Source organism: Burkholderia sp. MSHR3999, from assembly GCF_000833595.1.
Classification (GTDB): Bacteria; Pseudomonadota; Gammaproteobacteria; order Burkholderiales; family Burkholderiaceae; genus Burkholderia; species Burkholderia ubonensis.
On sequence record NZ_JRFO01000004.1, the window covers coordinates 223578 to 242112 of the forward strand.

Here is an 18535-nt window from a genome sequence, read left to right on the forward strand (position 1 = left end):
ATGCAAAGGACAACCAAACCGACAATTTCGGATGACGCAGCGCAATATAACCTACGGTCAGCCCGGGGGGAACTTTTCATGGATCGCGCAGCAGCACTTACCAGTAAAGTTATGACAGAGCGGCAAGTGAGCGAGACAACCGAGATCCGCAATATCGGGATACTTATCTTCGATGGCCACCACCTGATCACGGCGAGCGTGATCAACGAAATCTTCCATCTGGCCAATGCGACGTTACGGTTCGCCGCCAACGAGCCCCCTTATCGAATAACGCTGCTGTCGAAGCTCGGTGGCCCGGTATCCAGTTCCTCGTCGATCAGTGTGATGACAAAGTCCCTGGCGGCGTACCGGGTTGGCGACTTTCATGCGCTGTTCGTCGCGAGCAACGATGTGCGGGTCAAATCGGGTCTCGACGCACAACTCTCCGCATGGCTCGCAGGCGCAGGCAACGCGCCGCAACGCGTGCGCCGGTTCGCGCCGCGTTTCGACGTCCTGTTGCCCCAAGCGCGGCCACGCACGGTGCCGGTTTTTTGGGTCGGGTCCGGGAACGGCACGTCCTGGACACTCGATCAGAAGGCCGCGCAAATGGCGCTCACGCAGATCGCGGACGATCATGGCGAGGAAATGGCCGCGCGGATCGCCGGCAGCCTGCAGCCGCCTATCGTCTGGACCGGCAATTCGAGGAGCGACTGGCACGGCATGAACACCTCGACCGACAAACTTCATGAATCGGCACGTTGGATACGCGAGAATTTCGACCGTGACATTTCGGTCTCTGACGCCGCCGCGGTAGCCGCAATGAGCGTGCGAAACTATTTGCGCCGCTTCAAGACCGAGTTCAATGTCACGCCGCTCGAATATCTGATGCAGCTTCGCTTCGAAGCCATTTGCGCGATGCTGGTCAATACGACACTTCCCGTCGACAAGATTGCGCGCCGCTGCGGCATGGGTAATGGCGACCGGCTGGGACGGCTCTTTCGCAAACGTTATGGCGTGTCGCCTACCACCTACCGGAAGCTCTCCCGTGACCAGTAGGCGCGTGGAGCTGCCAACACAACTCGCGACCGTCTGACGCCCGCGCCGAATCAGCGAGATCAGCGCCCTCTGGCCAGGTCCATGGAACACGATTTGAGAGAAGCCGACCCTCATTGCATTTGGCGGCCGGGAATACTTACACAAATCTGTAAACGTCTCGGTATTCATTGTTCAGGGGTATGCGCGCCTGCGGCAACGATCCGAGAAGTCCAATACGAAATTCACGCTGACCCGTGTTCGGGAGACACAGGCATGAACGAAACAAGATACGTACAGCTTGCAATGCTTGAAACCAAGCGGATTCGTGGGGACGCCCGCGTGCGAGTGGCTCTTGCCCTGACGTTGTGCGCAGCACTTGGCGCGTGTTCGGTCGCACCAGGCCAGCACATGGCGACGCCCCCCACGCTGCCAGTCACAACGTCCGAAAACGGAAGTGTCACGAGCACCCAGCAGATCCCGATCGTTCCGATCGATCTGACGTTGATCCAGCGATTGCGCGCCCCGCAGGTGAACGCCAACGATGCCGCAGGCGATCACGAACTCTCCGGAAAACCCGGCCCTTACAAGATCGGACCGGGCGATATCCTCCAGATTGTCGTCTGGGATCATCCGGAGCTTGCGGCTGCGGCCGGTCAGCAAGTCCAGGTGGCCAAATCGGCAGACCCGGCCTCCGGCTTCGTGGTCAACAGCGAAGGAAACGTCACGTTCCCGTACGCAACGCAGATTCATGCGGCGGGCAAGACTGCAGACCAAGTTCAGAACGAGCTCCGCGCGAAGCTCAGCGGCACGTTTCAGGACCCGGAGGTCACCGTTCGCGTGGCCTCTTATCGCGCCTCGCAGATCTATGTGGACGGTGCGGTGCGCTCGACCGGTGCGCAGGCCATCAACGACATACCGATGACGCTGACCGAGGCCATTAACCGCGCAGGCGGCTTCGGTCCCGACGCCGATCGCAGCCACGTGATCATCACGCGCAACGGAAAATCGCACGCGCTCGACATCACACACATGATTGCCCGCGGCAACAACCCCGCGAACATCATGCTCAAACCGGGAGACGTGCTGCGTGTAGGCACGCGTGGCGAAAACGCCGCATTCGTGATGGGCGAGGTCAACAGGCCGACGGCCGTTCTCCCCGATCAGGACGGCCGCCTCACGCTCGGCGAGGCGCTCAATCAGGCGGGCTTCATCAGTGCGACGACCTCTGATGCGAAGCAACTTTATGTGATCCGTCAGACCGGCGTCACGCCGGAGATCTACCACCTCGATGCAAGCTCGCCGGTGTCGATGCTGCTCGCGAACCAGTTTGATCTCCAGTCGAAGGATGTCGTCTATGTCGACAATAGTGGCCTCGTACGCTTCAACCGGGTGCTGAGCCTGTTGCTTCCGGCGATCAACGCCGGCCTCACAGGCGGGATCGTTGCGAAGTGACGCGCCATGCGTGGGCGCCCCGCAACAAACGCAACGCCCATGTCGGTCCGGAACCCGGAATACGGCTGGCGCAAAACGCGGCGACGTCACGTGCCCATTTCAGCGCCGCTGGTCGGCCCGGCGACATTTCGCATCGAATCGGCGTCTGCCCCGAGCTTTTTGCTATCGCAGACATTCCGCCGCGATATTCGCTCGGTTGGCACGAATTCACCGACATGGCGCCAAATCCGTCGACAGTTCCTGAGCGACAAGCGCGTCTGCAGCTGCATCACCCACGGCCGACAAGATTGGACGCAGTCTGACACGAACCGTTGTTTTCGTCGGTACATGAAGTCGAACGCGGACGTTTTCCGAATCGACTTTTACCCGTCAAAAGGAAGCTCGATGACAAAGCAACATGGTCCTTCGCACGGTCGTCGCAGCGCACTCTTCGCGCTTGCGGCGATCACTGGTTCCGCGCTCAACGGGGCTTTCGCCACGACCAAACTCGCACCGGCACGGATGGCGCACCGGGTCGCCAGCCAACGAAGCATGACGCAACTAATCGGAGCCAACGGCGGCCCGGGAACGCACGACGACGTCATGATGTGGCAGAAGATGGGGCTGAGCTGGGCACGCGATTCCGTCGGCCCCGGTCAGCGTTATTCAGCCAATTCCCGGATTGACGTCGACAAAACCGGCCCGGCCTACGACGCTGATCTGCCAGCCGCTCTGTTGCGCGAAAAGCGGGGTGGCATCAAGACGCTCTTGATGCTGGGCTACACGCCGATATGGAACGCGAGTCTGCCTGGCGACAGCAAATCGGCACCCAAGGACGTAGCAGCCTGGGAACGCTACGTTGAGGCGGCGGTCAGGAAATATTCCGCCCCCCCGTACAACATCACGCATTTCCAGGTCTGGAACGAAGCCGGGGGCAGGATGTCCGGCGGACAATCTCAATCGAGCTTCTGGCATGGTCCGGGGTTCAACGCCAATCCTAGGCTTGCGAAATCGTACGACTTTGCCCTGCAGGACTACGTAGAGCGCATCCACATTCCTGCGGCACGCATCATTAGGAAGCATGGTGCGCTTGTGGTCTATGGCGGGTGGCCAGACCAAGGGGGAATCGAAACCTTTGTGGAATGGCTCGAGTACCGGAGTGCGTTGTTCAACGCACGCATGATCGACTGGGTAGACTACCTCGATACTCACTACCTCGGAATCGATGCGCTCACCATCCTCCATGACCGATATGTTGCGGATGGCAAAGTAATGGGGATCTGGCAGACGGAAATTGGCGATCGGTACATGATTGACCCGCATTACCTGCCAACCTATTACTTCCGCTTTGCTGTCTGGGCGCTCGAGCACAATTGGAACCATCCCGACAAGTACGTTTCGATGGTTTACCACTGGGAGGGCCACGAACCGTTCCATCTGACCCACCGCGGCAACCCGCGTGACTACAACGTTTCAGGATTGTCATTGGTCGTGCTTCACAGGACCGCTTCCGGAGCGCTTCGGTCATTCGAAGGCAGCACCGAATTCGGACCGAAAGTGACAGGGCTCGTGCTTTCTGCAGGCGAAAACGTCGTGTTGCAGATCAAGTCCGAGCCTGGTTGGCGATCGATTAACCTGCGCGGGCTCCCGCAGCTGTCGAAGAATCGGTTCGAGGTGTCGTTTATCGATGCGTTGACGGGGCGCCCCGAGCCACCCGATGCGGTCACGACGAATTTGAGTGCCAACCGCTTGTCGATATCCTTCAGGGTTCCGGACTTGCCCAACGGAAACTCGTCGGGAGAGATGCCGCTGAAACATCTTGCTTATCTAGTTGTCAGGCCTGTTATGGCTTAAGTTGCCAAAGGTCCCGTTGATCGCGTCTGCGTAACGATTCCTGATTCCCGTGGAGCTGACTCATTCCTATCATCATTACTTAGAAAAGAATCAGGCAGCTGGGTATTTTCTCTGTATCAGTCAAATGATATCGGCCCGCACCCATCGGAAAAATACGTCAAAACTTCTGGATTTCACGCCGCCTTCAATCGGCACCGATTGTCACCGTTATGTTAATGCCGCCATACTGCTCAGGCCAACGGTCGAAAGATCGAAGTGTCAGCGGCCCCGACCGTCACCCCGGTCTGGCGGGTAACGAATCAATTCGTCGTCGGTAACGCCATGGACAATATCAGATCACTCACTGCCCTTCGCGCCGTCGCAGCATCCACTGTTGTGTACTTTCATATCATGTCTCCGACGGGAAATGCGTTCGGCGAGTTTGCCGTCGACATTTTTTTTGTGATAAGCGGATTCGTTATCGCAATGGTAGTCAACACCGGAACCCAATCGCCGTCGTTCTTCCTGGCATCGCGAATCGTCCGGATCGCACCTCTCTACTGGTTCCTCACGCTGCTGGTGTTTGTCATCGCCATTGTGCGGCCGAATCTGTTGAATTCGCCGAGCGGCGGACTGCCTGACCTTCTGATGTCGTTATTTTTCATCCCATACAAGAAGCCGAGCGGGCTCGTACACCCGTTGCTGTTCGTTGGGTGGACTTTGAACTACGAAATGTTTTTTTACGTCATCGCGTCAGCGGCCCTGCTTGCAAAGAACAATAGGACATTGATTATTTCCGGCCTTGTATTTGTAATTTTCGAGTTGTGCCGAGCTTCAGCAGACTCGATCACCGCAACAGCTTTTTATTCGTCGGAGCGCATGCTGGAGTTCGTGATCGGCATGTTCGCTTGGGAATTTTTTAGGAGGGGCTACAAGGTAAATCCAATCATAGCAGCCGCGACAATCATTGCCTCATACTCCCTGATGGCGTACATTGAGTGGAGTCACGCTCCATTCAGCCCGATTGTCAGAAATGGAATTCCGTCGTTCATCATTGTTGTCTTGGCCACCAGCCTGGAATCATGGTTTTCAAATGGCCGGCTCGCCAAATTGGTTATTTTCGTCGGTGATGCGAGTTATGCAACGTATCTTAGTCACCCCTACGTGGTGGAGGGGCTTCGAAAAGTATTCCCGATTATTTTTGACGGAATGACCATCACCTCCGCTGCGGGCGCAACGTTCACATTTGTCTTCGCGCTAGGCGCCGGTGCAGCACTGTATGTATTCGTTGACAAGCCGGTGCATGCCGCGGCAAAACGCTCCGTTCGCAGGTGGTTCCCGGATCGAAAACCTGCCCGGCCTGCGACCCCGATGGGGGCGGTCGACTGACGAAGATCCTCTGGTTGAACGTCAACCACGCAGTCGACCCAAGAGCAACCGCCACGTGTCGCGTTGACGTTGGAGCGCAGCGACGATGGCGTCTATGTGCATTGGTTCGGGGAGACTACTGGGTTCGCCAACCGCAAACGGGCAATGGCGAAGTACGTTTTTCGAAAGGACGCGTTGAGCGACAAAAATGGCCCGCGCGGTCGGGCATGCATGGGGCGATTCATCATGCGCAAAAACCATGGGAGTTCCACGACGCCCAAACACCATCTCGACGCCAGACAATTGAACCACTGTTGAGCTAATGCCGTGCCCTACATATCCCTGATTGCCCTGTATTTTTCGGTAACCAACCTGGTCCCGATCAGCGCGATCGGGTTCGCACCTATCGTGTTTTGCTGGTGGCGTTTTTTTGGCAGAACCTATCCGGATTTCATCGGGCCTCTTGTCGCATTCAGCGCATATGCGTTGATATCGACTCTGATTTACGACCCGGTGTCACTTATCGAATATGATTTCTACCGGTACGATGGCAATTTCTTCGTATCCTACGCTCCCATTTTCGCCGGCTGCGCATACACACATCGCTGGGACCTGAACAAGACTCTCAAGTGGTTCTTCGTTTCGGCCGTGTTGGTGAATTTGCCATATTATTTTTGGTACCTCGCGCAAAACGGTCTCCTGTCGATATTCATTCACCCGGCCGATACCTTTGGCAGCTATTTCATAGCGCGCAACGCAGCGGGCGGCTTTCTCGCGATGCTGTTTTGTCTCGGCGTTGCTTGTTACGTGAATGACCGTAGCCGTGTTCTGCTTGCACTGCTGGTCATGAATTTTCTGATGCTTGTTTCAACTTACAGCCGGGGATCGATGGTTGGTGTCGGCATGATGCTCTTGTACTTGATCCTCGGCAGGAGGCGCTGGATCCTGGCTTTGATGATTTCGATTTTTATTGCGGCGTCAATCGCAATTGCCATTCACTATACAAATCCAAATATAAACTATATGGGATATGCGTTCACCATCAACGACCCCAATCCCAAGGCAGGTAACCTGCAAGTGAGGTACGAGTGGCTCTGGCCGCGGGCTCTGGCTTACTTTCTGCGAAGTCCGATTGTCGGTCTGGGATTCGGCTCATTCGACGATCAGATCCCACAGGTCATTAACTACTTCGGCCTTTTCGGGCGTCCAGTCGGCGCGGTGACCGTGCACTCGGACTCTCATGCCCACAACTCTTACATGAGTTTCCTTGCTGAACTTGGAATAGTCGGATTGTTCCTTTTCATTCGCTTCTATTGGGCGTTGATCTCGTGGTGCCAGCGAGGCGCGGCCTTTGCGCTCGAGAATGGGCGATTCAACTTTGTCGCGTTCCAGTTTGTGGAATTGTCGGCCGTTTGTGTGCTGGCGATGGCCACTAGCGAACACCGCCTGACAACGCCGTCGAACGTGCTCATATTGTCGCTCGTCATATCGCTCCTTGTTGCATCGCGCGCCTATGTCGGCGTGCATCCCGCCCGTCATCGCACTCCGGTAGCTGGGGAGCCGACATGATTTCCGCGCCCGGTCCTCTCGCGTCGCGCCCAATCGCGACCGGCGCTCCGCTCGGGACAGGGCTGCGCAACACGCGCTCTGCATTGATTCTATGTATCCTCCCCCACCTCATGTGCGCGAGACGTTCATGCTCGACAGGACCGAAATTCCGGAGAATGTGCCCGCACGTCGCCGCGACATCCATCGTTCGGCCGATCCGAATTGTGCCGACCACTAGCAGAACGCAAACCATAACCCGTTTCCCAACCCTCGATGACTCGGTAATGAGCCGGATTCTCGGAATTTTCGGTCAATAGCAGTCGGATGCAACCGTTCATTGGCGGAGCGTAATTCGGCAGGTTACGACGCCCGGTCGCCCGAAGCAACCGGATCCCACGCAATGCAATGCGCTTGAGCGTCGGCTTCGACCAGCAAGTTCCGAGATGAATGCCTGAGCCTGGAATGGTTTCGAACGCGCACGGAAGCGAAGGTCGTGATCGAGCAGTGGCGGCGTCACTACAATTCCATCCGGCCGCATTCAAGTCTGGCCTACCTGACGCCCGACGAGTTCAAGCGGCGGTATTGTTCAACTGAAGCAACCGATGAGCGGCCCCCAGTAAACAGTGCCATGATGTAAGCGAGTTTTCGGCGGACTTTTTCAGTATGAAAGGAGCCGTACGATGAAACGCAAGCGCTTCAGTGTCGAGCAGTCGATGCAGCTTGACCCGCTCGCGCGGGTTGTCTTCGCGTTCCACAACCGGAAACGGGATCGCGTAAAGCTGTTGCTCTATGACCGTGCTCGCTTCTGGCTGATGTTGAAACGACTCGAGGTGGACCGTTTCGTGTGGCCCCGCCGTCAGCAGGCCGTGATCGAACTCACGACCGAGCAACTTCACCTGCTGCTTGACGGCGTCGATGTCGACGCGGTGCACCGCCATCCCACGCGGCAATACTGCGTCACGAGCTGAGGCCAGGCGTCGCGGATGTTGTGGGTCAACAACGACCTCCCCGGCTGTTACAAATCTCCGTAAACCTGTGCGGCGTCGCGCGTCGCTATCGTGGAGCGCATGACAGCCGATCTCTCCGGATTGCCGCGGGCCGCCAAGGCCTACATTCATGAACTCGAAACCGGTCTTGCCGAACGCGATGCCAGGATCGAGGAATTGACCAAGCGTCTCGATGCGCTGGAAGAGCAATATCGTCTCGCGCTGGCCCGGCAGTATGCGCCGAGAAGCGAGAAACGGCGGGACCGCGTGTTCAACGAGGCCGAGCAGGCCGCCGACGCCGAGCCTGTCGACGAAGACGACAGTGACGTGCCTTCGCTGCCGGACACCGGGCTGCCGGGGCTCGACAAGCCCGAACCCCGCAAGCGTGGTCGCAAGCCGCTGCCCGCGGATCTGCCACGCGAGCGTATCGAGTATGAGCTGCCCGAAGACCAGAAGACCTGCCCGTGCTGCGGCAAGTCCCTGCACCGCATGGGCGAGGAAGTCAGCGAGCGGCTGCACATGGAGGCCAAGGTGTCGGTGCTGCAGCACGCACGCGCCAAATATGCGTGCCGGCACTGCGAACGTCACGGCGTGCGTACGCCGATCGTGGTGGCGCCGATGCCGGCGCAGCCCTTGCCGGGCAGCCTTGCCAGTCCCTCGATGATCGCCGCGGTCACGGCCGGCAAGTACGTCGATGGCACGCCGCTGTACCGGATGGAGGACGTACTCGCGCGCTCGAACATCGCGGTCAGCCGGGGGACGCTGGCGAGCTGGATCATCCGCCCGGCCGAGCTGCACTATACGCGGATCTACGATGCCCTCAAGCAGGTTCTGCGGGGCCAGTGGCTGATCCACGGCGATGAGACGACGGTCCAGGTCCTCAAGGAACAGGGGCGAAAGGCACAGGACACGTCGTATATGTGGGTGTACCGCAGCGACGCGGATAGCGAGCAGCCGGTCGTGCTGTTCGAGTATCAGCCGGGACGCGGTGGCGAACATCCGCGCGCCTTCCTTGGCGACTACGCTGGCACGCTGATGACGGACGGCTGGCCTGCCTGGCGCACGATCAAGACAGCGACTCACCTCGGATGCCTCGCGCACGCGAGGAAGCTGTTTACGGACGCGCTCAAGGGCCAGAAGAACAAGCCGAGTCCCCGCATCACAAAGGCACTCGAGTTCTTCCAGGCGCTGTACCAGGTCGAGGCGCTGGCGAAGCAGACGCTGCCCGAAGGCGAAATGCTGACCGATTACCGGTATCGCCTGCGGCAGCAGCACAGCGTGCCGCTGTTGACCGCCTTCAAAGCATGGCTTGACGAGTTGGCACCGAAGGTTCTCCCGCAGAGCCTGCTCGGCGAGGCGATCGGTTACTGCCGCCGGCAATGGCAGTATCTGATCCGCTACGTCGACGACGGCCGTCTGCCCATAGACAACAACGTCATCGAGAGCGACATCAGGCCGTTCGCTACCGCGAGGAAGTCGTGGTTGTTCAGCGACACGGTCGCAGGCGCGAAGGCGAGCGCGATGGTCTACAGCATGATGCTCACATGCCGCGCCTGCAACGTCGAACCGCACGCCTGGCTGCTGCACGTGCTGACCGAGTTGCCGCAGCGTGCCCCGGCTGCCGACATCACTGACCTGTTGCCATTCAACTTCGCCAGACGACAAGCGGCTATGCCGACGTCCTCTTGAGTGACTTGACGACGATCTATCCGCACTTCGCCTGCTGTTACCCGGTAACGGCAGACGGTGAAGCTATCGTCCGGCGTCGAAATAGACGTCCCATTGCGGCGAGTCAGGCTCGATCCGGCGCACGATCGCATCGTCCGCTCGCGTGATCAACCGTTCCAGCATCTGACGCTTCGTCAATGCGTAGTGCCGCGCCAAGCGGACCAGGGCAAGATCGGCTTCCGTGCTCACCCACATGTCCAGCCGCCGATCTCCGTTGCCGTCCTTGCCCGCCGTGGTTCGCCTCGCTCGATAGGCGGCCTGCCGCTGTGCTGTCGTCTGCGCCATCACGCAACTATATGAACGCGTCCCGTTTGCAACAGTTTTCGAATGTTCAGACAGACAGGATGGCTGCAGCTCTATATCCGGCCTTGTTGCAGCCGATCCTGCCGCTGCGGGCCTCTATGAAATCCGCTGACTCGCCCCTCATTCTCCTGGCGAGCTCGAAGCTCGTCACGTGATTCAGGTTTAGCAAGTCCCGGTCCTACCTGACTTGTCATCACACTCGATTGCTGCGCAACCTTTCGACGTTCACCCTGTGTTAAACGTTGGTCTTCTACCTCGCCTGAGCCGTTCAGACCGGTTTCACGCTCAAGTAGTCCTTCTGATACGGCCGGTCATGGGCCAGTACCGCCCAGATCGTGCGCGCCATCTTGTTCGCTAGCGCGACGATCACCACATTCATCGGCCGCCGCTTCTTCATCTGCTCGACCCACGGGCCGGGCTCCTTCGCATGCGTCAACACGCTTCGCGCACCATGGATCAGCAGCGTGCGCAAATATGTGTCGCCTCTCCTGCTGATTCCGTGCAGGTTCACCTTGCCGCCCGAGCCGGTCTGCTTGGGCACTAATCCGGCCCATGCCGCGAACTCTCGCCCCGAGCTGAACGCTTTCGGATCGCCCATCATCGCCACCGCCGCCGTGGCCGTGAGCAACCCGACGCCGGGTATCTCGCTGATCGCCTTTACGGCCCGCTCTTCCTTCTTCCAGTCGCGCATCCGGCGCTCGATTTCGGCAATCTGCTCGTCCAGCCTCGCCAACCCGTTCCACTGCTCGCGCAACGTCTCGATCAGCGCCGCCGGCAAGCGCTCGGTGATCCGGCCAAGCACGGCCGGTATTTCCTTGTCCAGCTTCGCCCGGCCCTTGCTCATCACCTCGCCGTATTCCGTCAGCAAACCGCGCAGTCCGTTGCTCTGCATCGTGCGGAACTTCACCAACTGCTCACGCATGCGGTGCAGCGCCAACATCGCCTGCTGCATCTCGCTCTTCACCGCCACCGGCTTGCCCGGCTGCTGCACCGCCAGCCAAATCGCCCGCGCGTCCGCCGCATCGTTCTTGTTGCGAATGTTGAACGCTTTCACGAACTGCGCCGGCATCAGCCTCACCTCGTGACCCAGCTTCGTCAATTGACGGGCCCAGTGGTGCGCGCCACCACACGCCTCCATTCCGATCAGGCACCGCGCACGGTTGGCGAAGTGCTCCAGAAACTTTGCCCGCTTGATCGGCTTGTTCACGATCTCTCCGCTTTCCTGATCGACGTAATGCACCTGGAAAACCTGCTTGGCGATATCTACGCCTACGGCCATACTGTTCATCGTGGATCCTCCGGTTGCCGGGAAATGCTTGCATTTTCCACCTGGGCACTTCGATGCCGTCGGCCCGTGAGGATCCACCCACTTCCTCTGCTTTCACTGCCTCGGGTGGGACGCGTTCATTTCAATTCTCCTCGAAATCGTTACCCGGTAACTCAACGTTACACGGTAACAACACGATTCCTCAAGGTGTGGGGAATTGAGCGCTTACGATTTTTTCACGTCACTCGCAAACCTGATGCCTGGCGACAGATCCGTTGCGAACGTTCATACCGGGTCTCTAGGCAACGTGAAGAGGAAAGTGGAGCCCTTTCCGGGTTCGGACTCGACCCAGATATGGCCGCAATGGCGTTCGACAATACGTTTGCACAGCGCGAGTCCGATCCCCGTTCCGGGGTAATCCTGGCGAGTGTGCAGACGCTGGAAAACAAGAAAGATGCGCTCGAAGTACTGCGGTTCGATCCCAATTCCATTGTCCGCCACCCGGAAGACCCACGCGTCATCGCGCGCCTCTGCTCCCACGTGGATTTGCACGGGCACGTCCTGGCGGCGGAACTTGATCGCGTTTCCCACCAGGTTCTGGAACAACAGCGTAAGCTGCGTGGAATTCGCAAGGACAGTCGGCAGAGAACCCCGTGTCACTTGAGCCCCCGTTTCGCGAACCGCCACGCTCAAATTCTTGAGCGCCGAGCTCAGGGCCTCGTCACATTCGGTCAACTGGCGCGGATCCTCTCGCCTTCCGACACGCGAATAGGCGAGCAGGTCTCCAATCAGCGCCGACATTCTGACAGCGCCGTCCACCGCATGCCCAATGAATTCATCGGCCCGCGGGTCCAACTTTCCCTCGTACCGCCGCTTCAGCAATTGCAGCGACCCCGACACCGCGCGCAGCGGTTCCTGCAGGTCATGCGATGCTATATAGGCAAACTGCTCGAGATCCTGATTGGAGCGCGCCAGTTCCGCTGTCCGTTCGCGCAGCTCCTCCTCGGCCACCTTGCGACGCTGGATATCCTCGACGACCGAAATGAAATAGTCCGGCGTGCCCGCATCGTCGCGCACCAGCGAAACAGTCAACGCGATCCACACCTCGCTTCCGCCTTTCCTCAGGTAGCGCTTCTCCATCGTGTACGTATCGATCTGACCGTCGAGCACCTGACGCACTTGCGCGAGGTCCGCCCCCAAGTCGTCAGGGTGCGTGATGTCCTGAAACGTGAGCGACAACAACTCTTCGCGCGTGTAGCCAACGATGTCACACAGCTTCTCGTTGACGCGCAGCCAGCGGCCGTCTGGTGCGACATGCGCAATGCCGACGGCCGCCTGCTGGAAAGTGGCGCGAAAGCGCTTTTCGCTGTCGCGCAATGCGCGTTCGGTTTCGTTGCGCGCCGCAATATCGCGCAAAAAGCCACTAAAGTACTGACTCTCGACGATTTGAATCGGGGTGATGGTAAGCGCGTGCAGGTGTTCTGTTGCTTTGCGGGGTGCGGCAACTTCGCGCAACGTGTCGTCGTTCGCCCGCTGCGGTTGATTCGCGCCGGGCAGTGCTAGTGCCTTGGGCGTCACCGGCCAGACCAGCGCGACCGTCGCGAGCGACGCAATCGCGGTGACAGCCTTGACGCAGGTGGCGAGCCAGTAGTCTGGCTGCCAGATGTTCAGGACCGAAGTGAGGTGTGTCGTTCCGTCGGCAAAAACGAAAAAGGCGGACATCAGGAGCGGCCGACTGAATGACAATGCAGTACGTCGCCGCGCGAAGATCCACAACACGACGGCAATTGCGTAGCATGACAGCGTAATCACCACGTCCGAGATCGCGTCAACCCACAACTGGATGGGTGACGAAGGAAAGCCGTAGCCGCGCGGCATGAACCCTGCGGAGACGAAGAACTCGTTGATCGCATTCATTGCCCCCTCCTTCTTGCCGCTTGCCCCACCCCGGCCTGGATGCTTTTCGCGCAATTCAGGGGAGACAAACCTGCACGCCACTTGTGTCCGCCTCGGTGCCTGCCGCGCCGGTTGTGGATGTGGTCGTGGGCCCAAGTATTGACGATGATACATTCTTCTGAGCAATCGGTACGCGCGCGACATTGGTGCAAGTCGGAATGCGGGGGATTGGCGTCAGAATCCGGACAAAGCGCACCTGACCTTGCCCGGATTTCACTTACCACAAAGTTTCGTCGAATTTCTGCCGGCGCGCAGGCGGACAGGCGGAGAACGCAGTATTGACGCGGTCGTACATGGAGAAATTCACCAGGCCAAGCTTTCCGAGGCCGCCGGTCAACACGAAACGCCGCGCAGGCTGGGCGTGACATTGGCGGTGCCGGGGAGCGAGACTCGGCGGTATGTTGATGCCTCCCGTTCCGTTGACGTCATCACAACCATGCTTGGAACGTTCCACAAGCGGCGCATTGCCAATCTCAATTGTCCAGATGTCCCGCCACAAAACTCTGGAATGCATTGTAGGTCGGCTGGATCGGCTGCAGCGAGTTGGTAGTAATTCCATACGTTGTGTCACCGCTGCACAGTTCGTAGTAGATCACGGACTGAATGGCCGCACTCTTACGCGATGCATAGAACTCGCCCATCTGCTGCGTGACATAGTTCGCGCGGAACGTTTCCGTCTGTTCAGGGCCGGTGTTCCACTCGGTGATCATGAACGGCACACCATAGCGCGCCTTGCAGTAGATCGGCAAGTTGAAACCCGCACTCTGGCCGTCCGTTCCGATGTTGAAAATATCTCCGTACGACTGGTAGTTGTGCCACGTGGTGATATCCCAGCGCACGGTCGGATGGCCGCCTGAGCCGTCCGGCTGAAAGCCATCCCACAGCATGTCGGCCGCCGCAATATCCGCTGCGCAGAAGTTGATTCCGCACTTCGCCGTCGGCTGTACGGACTTCACGCCGTCGATCATTCCGCGCATGGCGCCGCGCATGACAGCCCAGGCGTTATTCCTGAAGTCCGTGGTCTTGTTTCCCGCGCAAGTCAAACTGACAATGACGGCCGGATCGCGCGTAAGCTCATTGCCGCATTCGTACATCGTAATGCCATACGGACTGAGCGCTGTTGCAATCGCTGCGGCATTCGCGTGCGCGGCATCGTAGGCAGCCTGCTCACTCGTATACAGTACACCGTTCGCCTCGTACAGGCCGCAGAGGATGCACGGGAACAGTGTCATCCCGACTGGCTGGAACGCCCGTGCAAGCGCGACTACCGGCCCCAGGTAATTCGACGTGTTCGCGCAGTCGACACGATAGGTTGTGCAGCCGAGGTCCCGCAATGTGCTGATGACCCTGGCCGGCGTGAACGGATAGTCGAAGTGCCCGTTCATGCCATAGAACATGCCTGCCGTAGCGGCGACGGTCAGGCGAGGATCTGCGCACTTGACCCAATTTCCTGTAGGACTCCATACATAAAACTGATTTCCCGTTCCACACTGGTAGACGAGACTTCCATACCATAGCAGCAGGCTCACATTGTACGAGCTCGGATCCCGCACGCCGTTCTTATAAATGTAGCCGTTCGACAAGGTCCATTGGATATTCGACTTGTCGATGATATACGGGGCAGGCGGAACGGTCGTACCGTTGGCCGACACGGAGGACGTTGCTGCCATGGCCTTGGCCGACTGCACGTTCACGGCACCAGCACTGCCATCGGAGTCACCGCCGCCGCATCCCACCAACAAATAGCTGGTAGCCGCTGCCGTGACGCAACTGAGAAATTGACGACGCTTCATGATGGTCTCCATCGCCGAGACAAGCTCGACAAAAAAATTCGTCTATCCTGGACGCCCGCTCCGGCAAAGGAATCAACGATATATTCGAACAACTTCAACAATTATTTATATAGGTATCCGAAGCAAACGTTTGCATCGGCATCCGAACTATTCCCCTGCGGTCTCCGGATCAATCCGCGCCTTGGCATTTCGACATGAATCTCGGCTACCGTTGAATACAGTATCGTCTCGGACGCAGTCGAGCGAAATAGGCAAGCGACGAGATTTCCGTAGTCCCCCAATCAGCAATCTGTAGGACGTTCCTGACAGGCCGAACGGACAATTTCCTCGTCACATAGATGAACACATTAACTGATCACGATACCTATATATGGAGTCCATATTTAATATGTGATGAACGACTTCCCCTAACGGCGGGGCGAGATGGGCCGTTTGGTTCCCTTCTTCTGATACGCACCATTCGCACCGGCAGAACGAAATGTGGCGAGGCACGCCGAGTTGGCGGCATTCGACGAAAGACATGTCGCTGAATCATTCGGATACTCCGTAAGCGCTCTTTGAAGAACGCCATTGCACGGCCGGGCTGATTCACAGAGGCTACGTGTCCATGTTCAATGAACGTGGGCAGGTGCACATGAACGAGCAAGAAGACGGTTTGCAGAGCCGGCTGGTGGTTAATCGCAAGCGAGACGGGCGGCGCAAATACGACGAAGTTGCAAAGCGCGAGCTGATAGAGGCGTGTCTGAAGCCGGGCGTATCGATCGCACGGACGGCCATGGAGCATGGTATCAATCCGAACCTCGTCCGAACCTGGATTTCCAAGTACCAGCGCGAGCAAGGCCGGACCGAGATGGTCAAGCCCCACGAGAGCCGCCTCACGAGACTCACATTGAGCTATCGGTGGTCCCGGTGCGTCGCACTGGAGCTGTGCAAGATTACCCTTGAGGAACTGACGACAATCGTCCAGATGCTCGGGAGGCTGCCGTGTTCTAGTTCGACGAAGGATTGAAGGTCCATCTGCATCGCGATCCCGTCGATTTCCGGATGGGCATCAACGGTCCTCGTCGAACAGGTGATGAGCCTGAACCCGATGGCATCGGCCCTGTTCGTGTCCAGCAACCGGCGCCGCGACCGCATCAGGATTCTCGGTTGGGGCGGCAACGGCTTCTGGCTGTTCCTCAAGCGGCTCGAGGCCGATCGGATCATCTGGCCGACTGGAAGCGCGACGGTGTCGTTGAGCGTCGAGCAACTGCACTGGCTGCTCGACGGAATCGATCTCGCCGTGATCCAGAAGCACCCCCAACGTTATTACGAGCGAATCGGCTGAACATCAGGCGTGTCGGCATGGTCTAATCGGCCATGCCAAACGACATCGTCAAGCTGAGTGCCGAGGAGTATCAGGCCCTGATCGCCGCGCGCGCCGAACGCGATGCCTTGCGCGGGGCGGGTGACATGAGCGAAGCGTTGCGCGTCCTGTCGAGTGAAGACACTACGGGGCTGTCGGCGAATGTCGCGACTCGGCTGAAGACGCGGTGGGTCGGTGGGGCCCGGGGCCGGCGGAAACACTAGTTGCCGACCACCACAAAGATCTGCGCCAGCGGCGCTTTTGAGGTATGAGGCGTTGCGGCCTTCAACGGCTGCCCGAATGTAGCGCGAATGCTGATGAATCGTTCAAGCTCGAAGCGCACGCCAGCACCGATGCTGGCCAGCGCCGCGTTGCCGTTCTCAGTCGGCTGATCACTGCGGTTCCACACGTGTCCTGCATCGACGAACATGAATGCCTGCAGCACGATACCGCTGTTGCCCAAGACGAGCGAGGGTGCCCGCAGCTCGGTCTGGACATTCCAGCCGCGATCGCCCTGGACGGCATAGGGTTCATAACCGCGCACACTGCTGTCGCCGCCAAGACCGATCTCTTCTGCCGGCAAAAGCGTGTTCCCAGTCCACTGAAAGAGTCCGCGCGCAGAGAGGCTGAATCCCCGGCCGATTGTGACGACGCGCTGTCCCGAGATTTTGGCGAATGCATAGCGCGGCGAGGCACCCATCCGTACGGCGTTGTAGGCGGCGGGCTCGTTGTCGGCGTCGAGATGGCCGGGGCTTGCGACCAGCGTGACGTTTGCGTCCGCTTGTCCATACGAGTCGGTGCGCGTCGCATGCCATGCCAGCACGACCTGATGGGTGTGTGTGTTCGAACCGAAAACCTGCATGCCGCCGAACTCGAGATCGTTGTTGGAGCGCTTGAAGTCATAGCCGAACTGCACCTGCTGCTGCCATCCGGCTACTGCGGGTAGCAGCCAGTCATAGCGAAAGCTCAGTTGCGCAGAGATGCCGGATTGACTGTAACTATCCGGCAGTCTCGGCGTGGACTGCGCAAAGAGCCCGAACAGTTCGACGCGATCGAACCAGGGCAGCGGCGCAGCGTAGCTGAAGGCATGCGCGACGAAGCGCGGCCGGTTGGGCCGTCCTTCTATCGGGGGATTACCGCTGAAGAAGTCGTTGCTGACCGTGGTCTGCCATGCAATGTCGTGATCGAGTCCGAACAGATTGCCGTAATCGACCCCCGCGAAGAAGCGGTCCCTGCCGAGCTGCGGGACGCCTGCATTGTCGTATCCGGCGCTCACACGCAGCGGCAGGCGGTCCTCTGTTTGCAGCACGATGTCGGTCGTATTGGGTGCGGTGCCGGGTGTATAGACGACGTCGACGCGGCGATACGGATTCGCGTTGAGCAACGCGAGCCCAAGCGCGACGTCGGTGTCGCGAATGAGCGCGCCGTGGCGCAGCGGCATCTCGCCTGTGAGCAACGCATCGGAAAAATGGCGATTGCCTTGGGCGACGACATTGCCGACGCGAAACTTCACGACGGCAATCCGCACGATGCCCGCCGTCACGTCTTGCTCGGGCAGATAAACGTCGACGAGTGGTTCGCCGGCTGCGCGAAATCGCTTTACCACTGCTGCGCGAATATCCGCGAGCCGGCCGAACGTGACCGGCTTGCCGAGGTCGGCATCGAAGCGGCGCAGAAAGCCTTCGTCGAGCGCGGGAGCGCCAATCGAAAAGATGGAGCCGTGCGCGATCTTCATGGTGGCCGACTCGCCAGCCGTGCTGTCGGTCGCCACGAATTCGAGGCCGTGGAGGACAGCGATCGCGATGCGCTCTGATTGGTCAGGCGGCGGCAAGGGCAAGGACGGCAACGCCGACGCTGGTCGCGACGGCGGCCGAATGGGCGCCACGCCTTCATATTGCTGTGCAGCGGCGAGTGTAGACATGGTGAGCAACGCGGCCCATACGCACCCGAGCAGCCTCGCAGA

At 59.1% G+C, this 18535-nt stretch carries 15 protein-coding genes and 1 pseudogene; 11 read left to right on the forward strand and 5 right to left on the reverse strand.

Annotated elements, in window-relative coordinates:
- Positions 1–126 precede the first annotated feature (126 nt).
- The 8 genes and pseudogenes from KY49_RS13675 (at position 127) to tnpC (ending at position 9869) form a co-directional block, all read left to right on the forward strand.
- Positions 127–1035, forward strand: coding sequence for a helix-turn-helix domain-containing protein (locus tag KY49_RS13675; RefSeq protein WP_157380403.1), 909 nt, complete (start codon positions 127–129; stop codon positions 1033–1035).
- A 252-nt stretch (positions 1036–1287) separates the two neighbouring features.
- Complete coding sequence (locus KY49_RS13680) at positions 1288–2466, forward strand: polysaccharide biosynthesis/export family protein (RefSeq protein ID WP_231636406.1); 1179 nt, start codon at positions 1288–1290, stop codon at positions 2464–2466.
- Between the two features lie 39 nt (positions 2467–2505).
- On the forward strand, positions 2506–4299 hold the full coding sequence (locus KY49_RS13685; protein ID WP_331456548.1) for a hypothetical protein: 1794 nt from the start codon (positions 2506–2508) through the stop codon (positions 4297–4299).
- Positions 4300–4620: 321 nt separating this feature from the next.
- A complete protein-coding gene (locus KY49_RS13690) occupies positions 4621–5667 on the forward strand; it encodes an acyltransferase family protein (RefSeq protein ID WP_042585173.1) in 1047 nt (348 codons plus the stop codon).
- 306 nt (positions 5668–5973) lie between these two features.
- Positions 5974–7215: an O-antigen ligase family protein gene (locus KY49_RS13695; protein WP_042585174.1), complete on the forward strand. Its 1242-nt coding sequence runs from the start codon at positions 5974–5976 to the stop codon at positions 7213–7215.
- 412 nt (positions 7216–7627) lie between these two features.
- Positions 7628–7831 (forward strand): annotated as a pseudogene (locus KY49_RS35575) (integrase core domain-containing protein); the annotation flags it as partial.
- Between the two features lie 43 nt (positions 7832–7874).
- Positions 7875–8162, forward strand: coding sequence for an IS66 family insertion sequence element accessory protein TnpB (gene tnpB, locus KY49_RS13700; protein ID WP_082062352.1), 288 nt, complete (start codon positions 7875–7877; stop codon positions 8160–8162).
- 99 nt (positions 8163–8261) lie between these two features.
- Positions 8262–9869: an IS66 family transposase gene (gene tnpC, locus KY49_RS13705; protein ID WP_042585175.1), complete on the forward strand. Its 1608-nt coding sequence runs from the start codon at positions 8262–8264 to the stop codon at positions 9867–9869.
- 63 nt (positions 9870–9932) lie between these two features.
- Here the strand turns inward: tnpC and KY49_RS13710 are convergent, their stop codons facing one another.
- The 4 genes from KY49_RS13710 to KY49_RS13725 all read right to left on the reverse strand — a co-directional run bounded on the left by KY49_RS13710 (position 9933) and on the right by KY49_RS13725 (position 15227).
- A complete protein-coding gene (locus KY49_RS13710; protein WP_042585176.1) occupies positions 9933–10193 on the reverse strand; it encodes a hypothetical protein in 261 nt (86 codons plus the stop codon).
- Between the two features lie 286 nt (positions 10194–10479).
- The gene (locus KY49_RS13715) at positions 10480–11499 is read right to left on the reverse strand and encodes an IS110 family transposase (RefSeq protein ID WP_042585031.1); all 1020 of its coding nucleotides are present in this window, start codon (positions 11497–11499) and stop codon (positions 10480–10482) included.
- A gap of 264 nt (positions 11500–11763) precedes the next feature.
- Positions 11764–13395 carry a sensor histidine kinase gene (locus KY49_RS13720; RefSeq protein ID WP_052495668.1) on the reverse strand — a complete coding sequence of 544 codons (1632 nt, stop codon included), beginning with the start codon at positions 13393–13395 and terminating at the stop codon, positions 11764–11766.
- A gap of 512 nt (positions 13396–13907) precedes the next feature.
- Complete coding sequence (locus KY49_RS13725; RefSeq protein ID WP_415867719.1) at positions 13908–15227, reverse strand: hypothetical protein; 1320 nt, start codon at positions 15225–15227, stop codon at positions 13908–13910.
- A gap of 607 nt (positions 15228–15834) precedes the next feature.
- Here KY49_RS13725 and KY49_RS34470 point away from each other — a divergent pair.
- Genes KY49_RS34470 through KY49_RS13740 form a run of 3 tightly spaced genes read left to right on the forward strand, consistent with a single transcriptional unit; the run spans position 15835 to position 16796 of the window.
- Positions 15835–16236, forward strand: a complete 402-nt coding sequence (locus KY49_RS34470; protein ID WP_052495669.1) for a transposase — start codon at positions 15835–15837, stop codon at positions 16234–16236.
- Positions 16237–16263: 27 nt separating this feature from the next.
- Positions 16264–16554: an IS66 family insertion sequence element accessory protein TnpB gene (gene tnpB, locus KY49_RS13735; RefSeq protein ID WP_269433297.1), complete on the forward strand. Its 291-nt coding sequence runs from the start codon at positions 16264–16266 to the stop codon at positions 16552–16554.
- 32 nt (positions 16555–16586) lie between these two features.
- Positions 16587–16796: a hypothetical protein gene (locus KY49_RS13740; RefSeq protein ID WP_042585177.1), complete on the forward strand. Its 210-nt coding sequence runs from the start codon at positions 16587–16589 to the stop codon at positions 16794–16796.
- On the opposite strand, the gene KY49_RS13745 is transcribed toward KY49_RS13740, so the two are convergent.
- Positions 16793–18493 (reverse strand): ShlB/FhaC/HecB family hemolysin secretion/activation protein, encoded by a 1701-nt coding sequence (locus KY49_RS13745; protein WP_042585280.1) that lies wholly within the window; start codon positions 18491–18493, stop codon positions 16793–16795. The two genes, KY49_RS13740 and KY49_RS13745, sit on opposite strands and share 4 nt — an antisense overlap.
- Positions 18494–18535 lie beyond the last annotated feature (42 nt).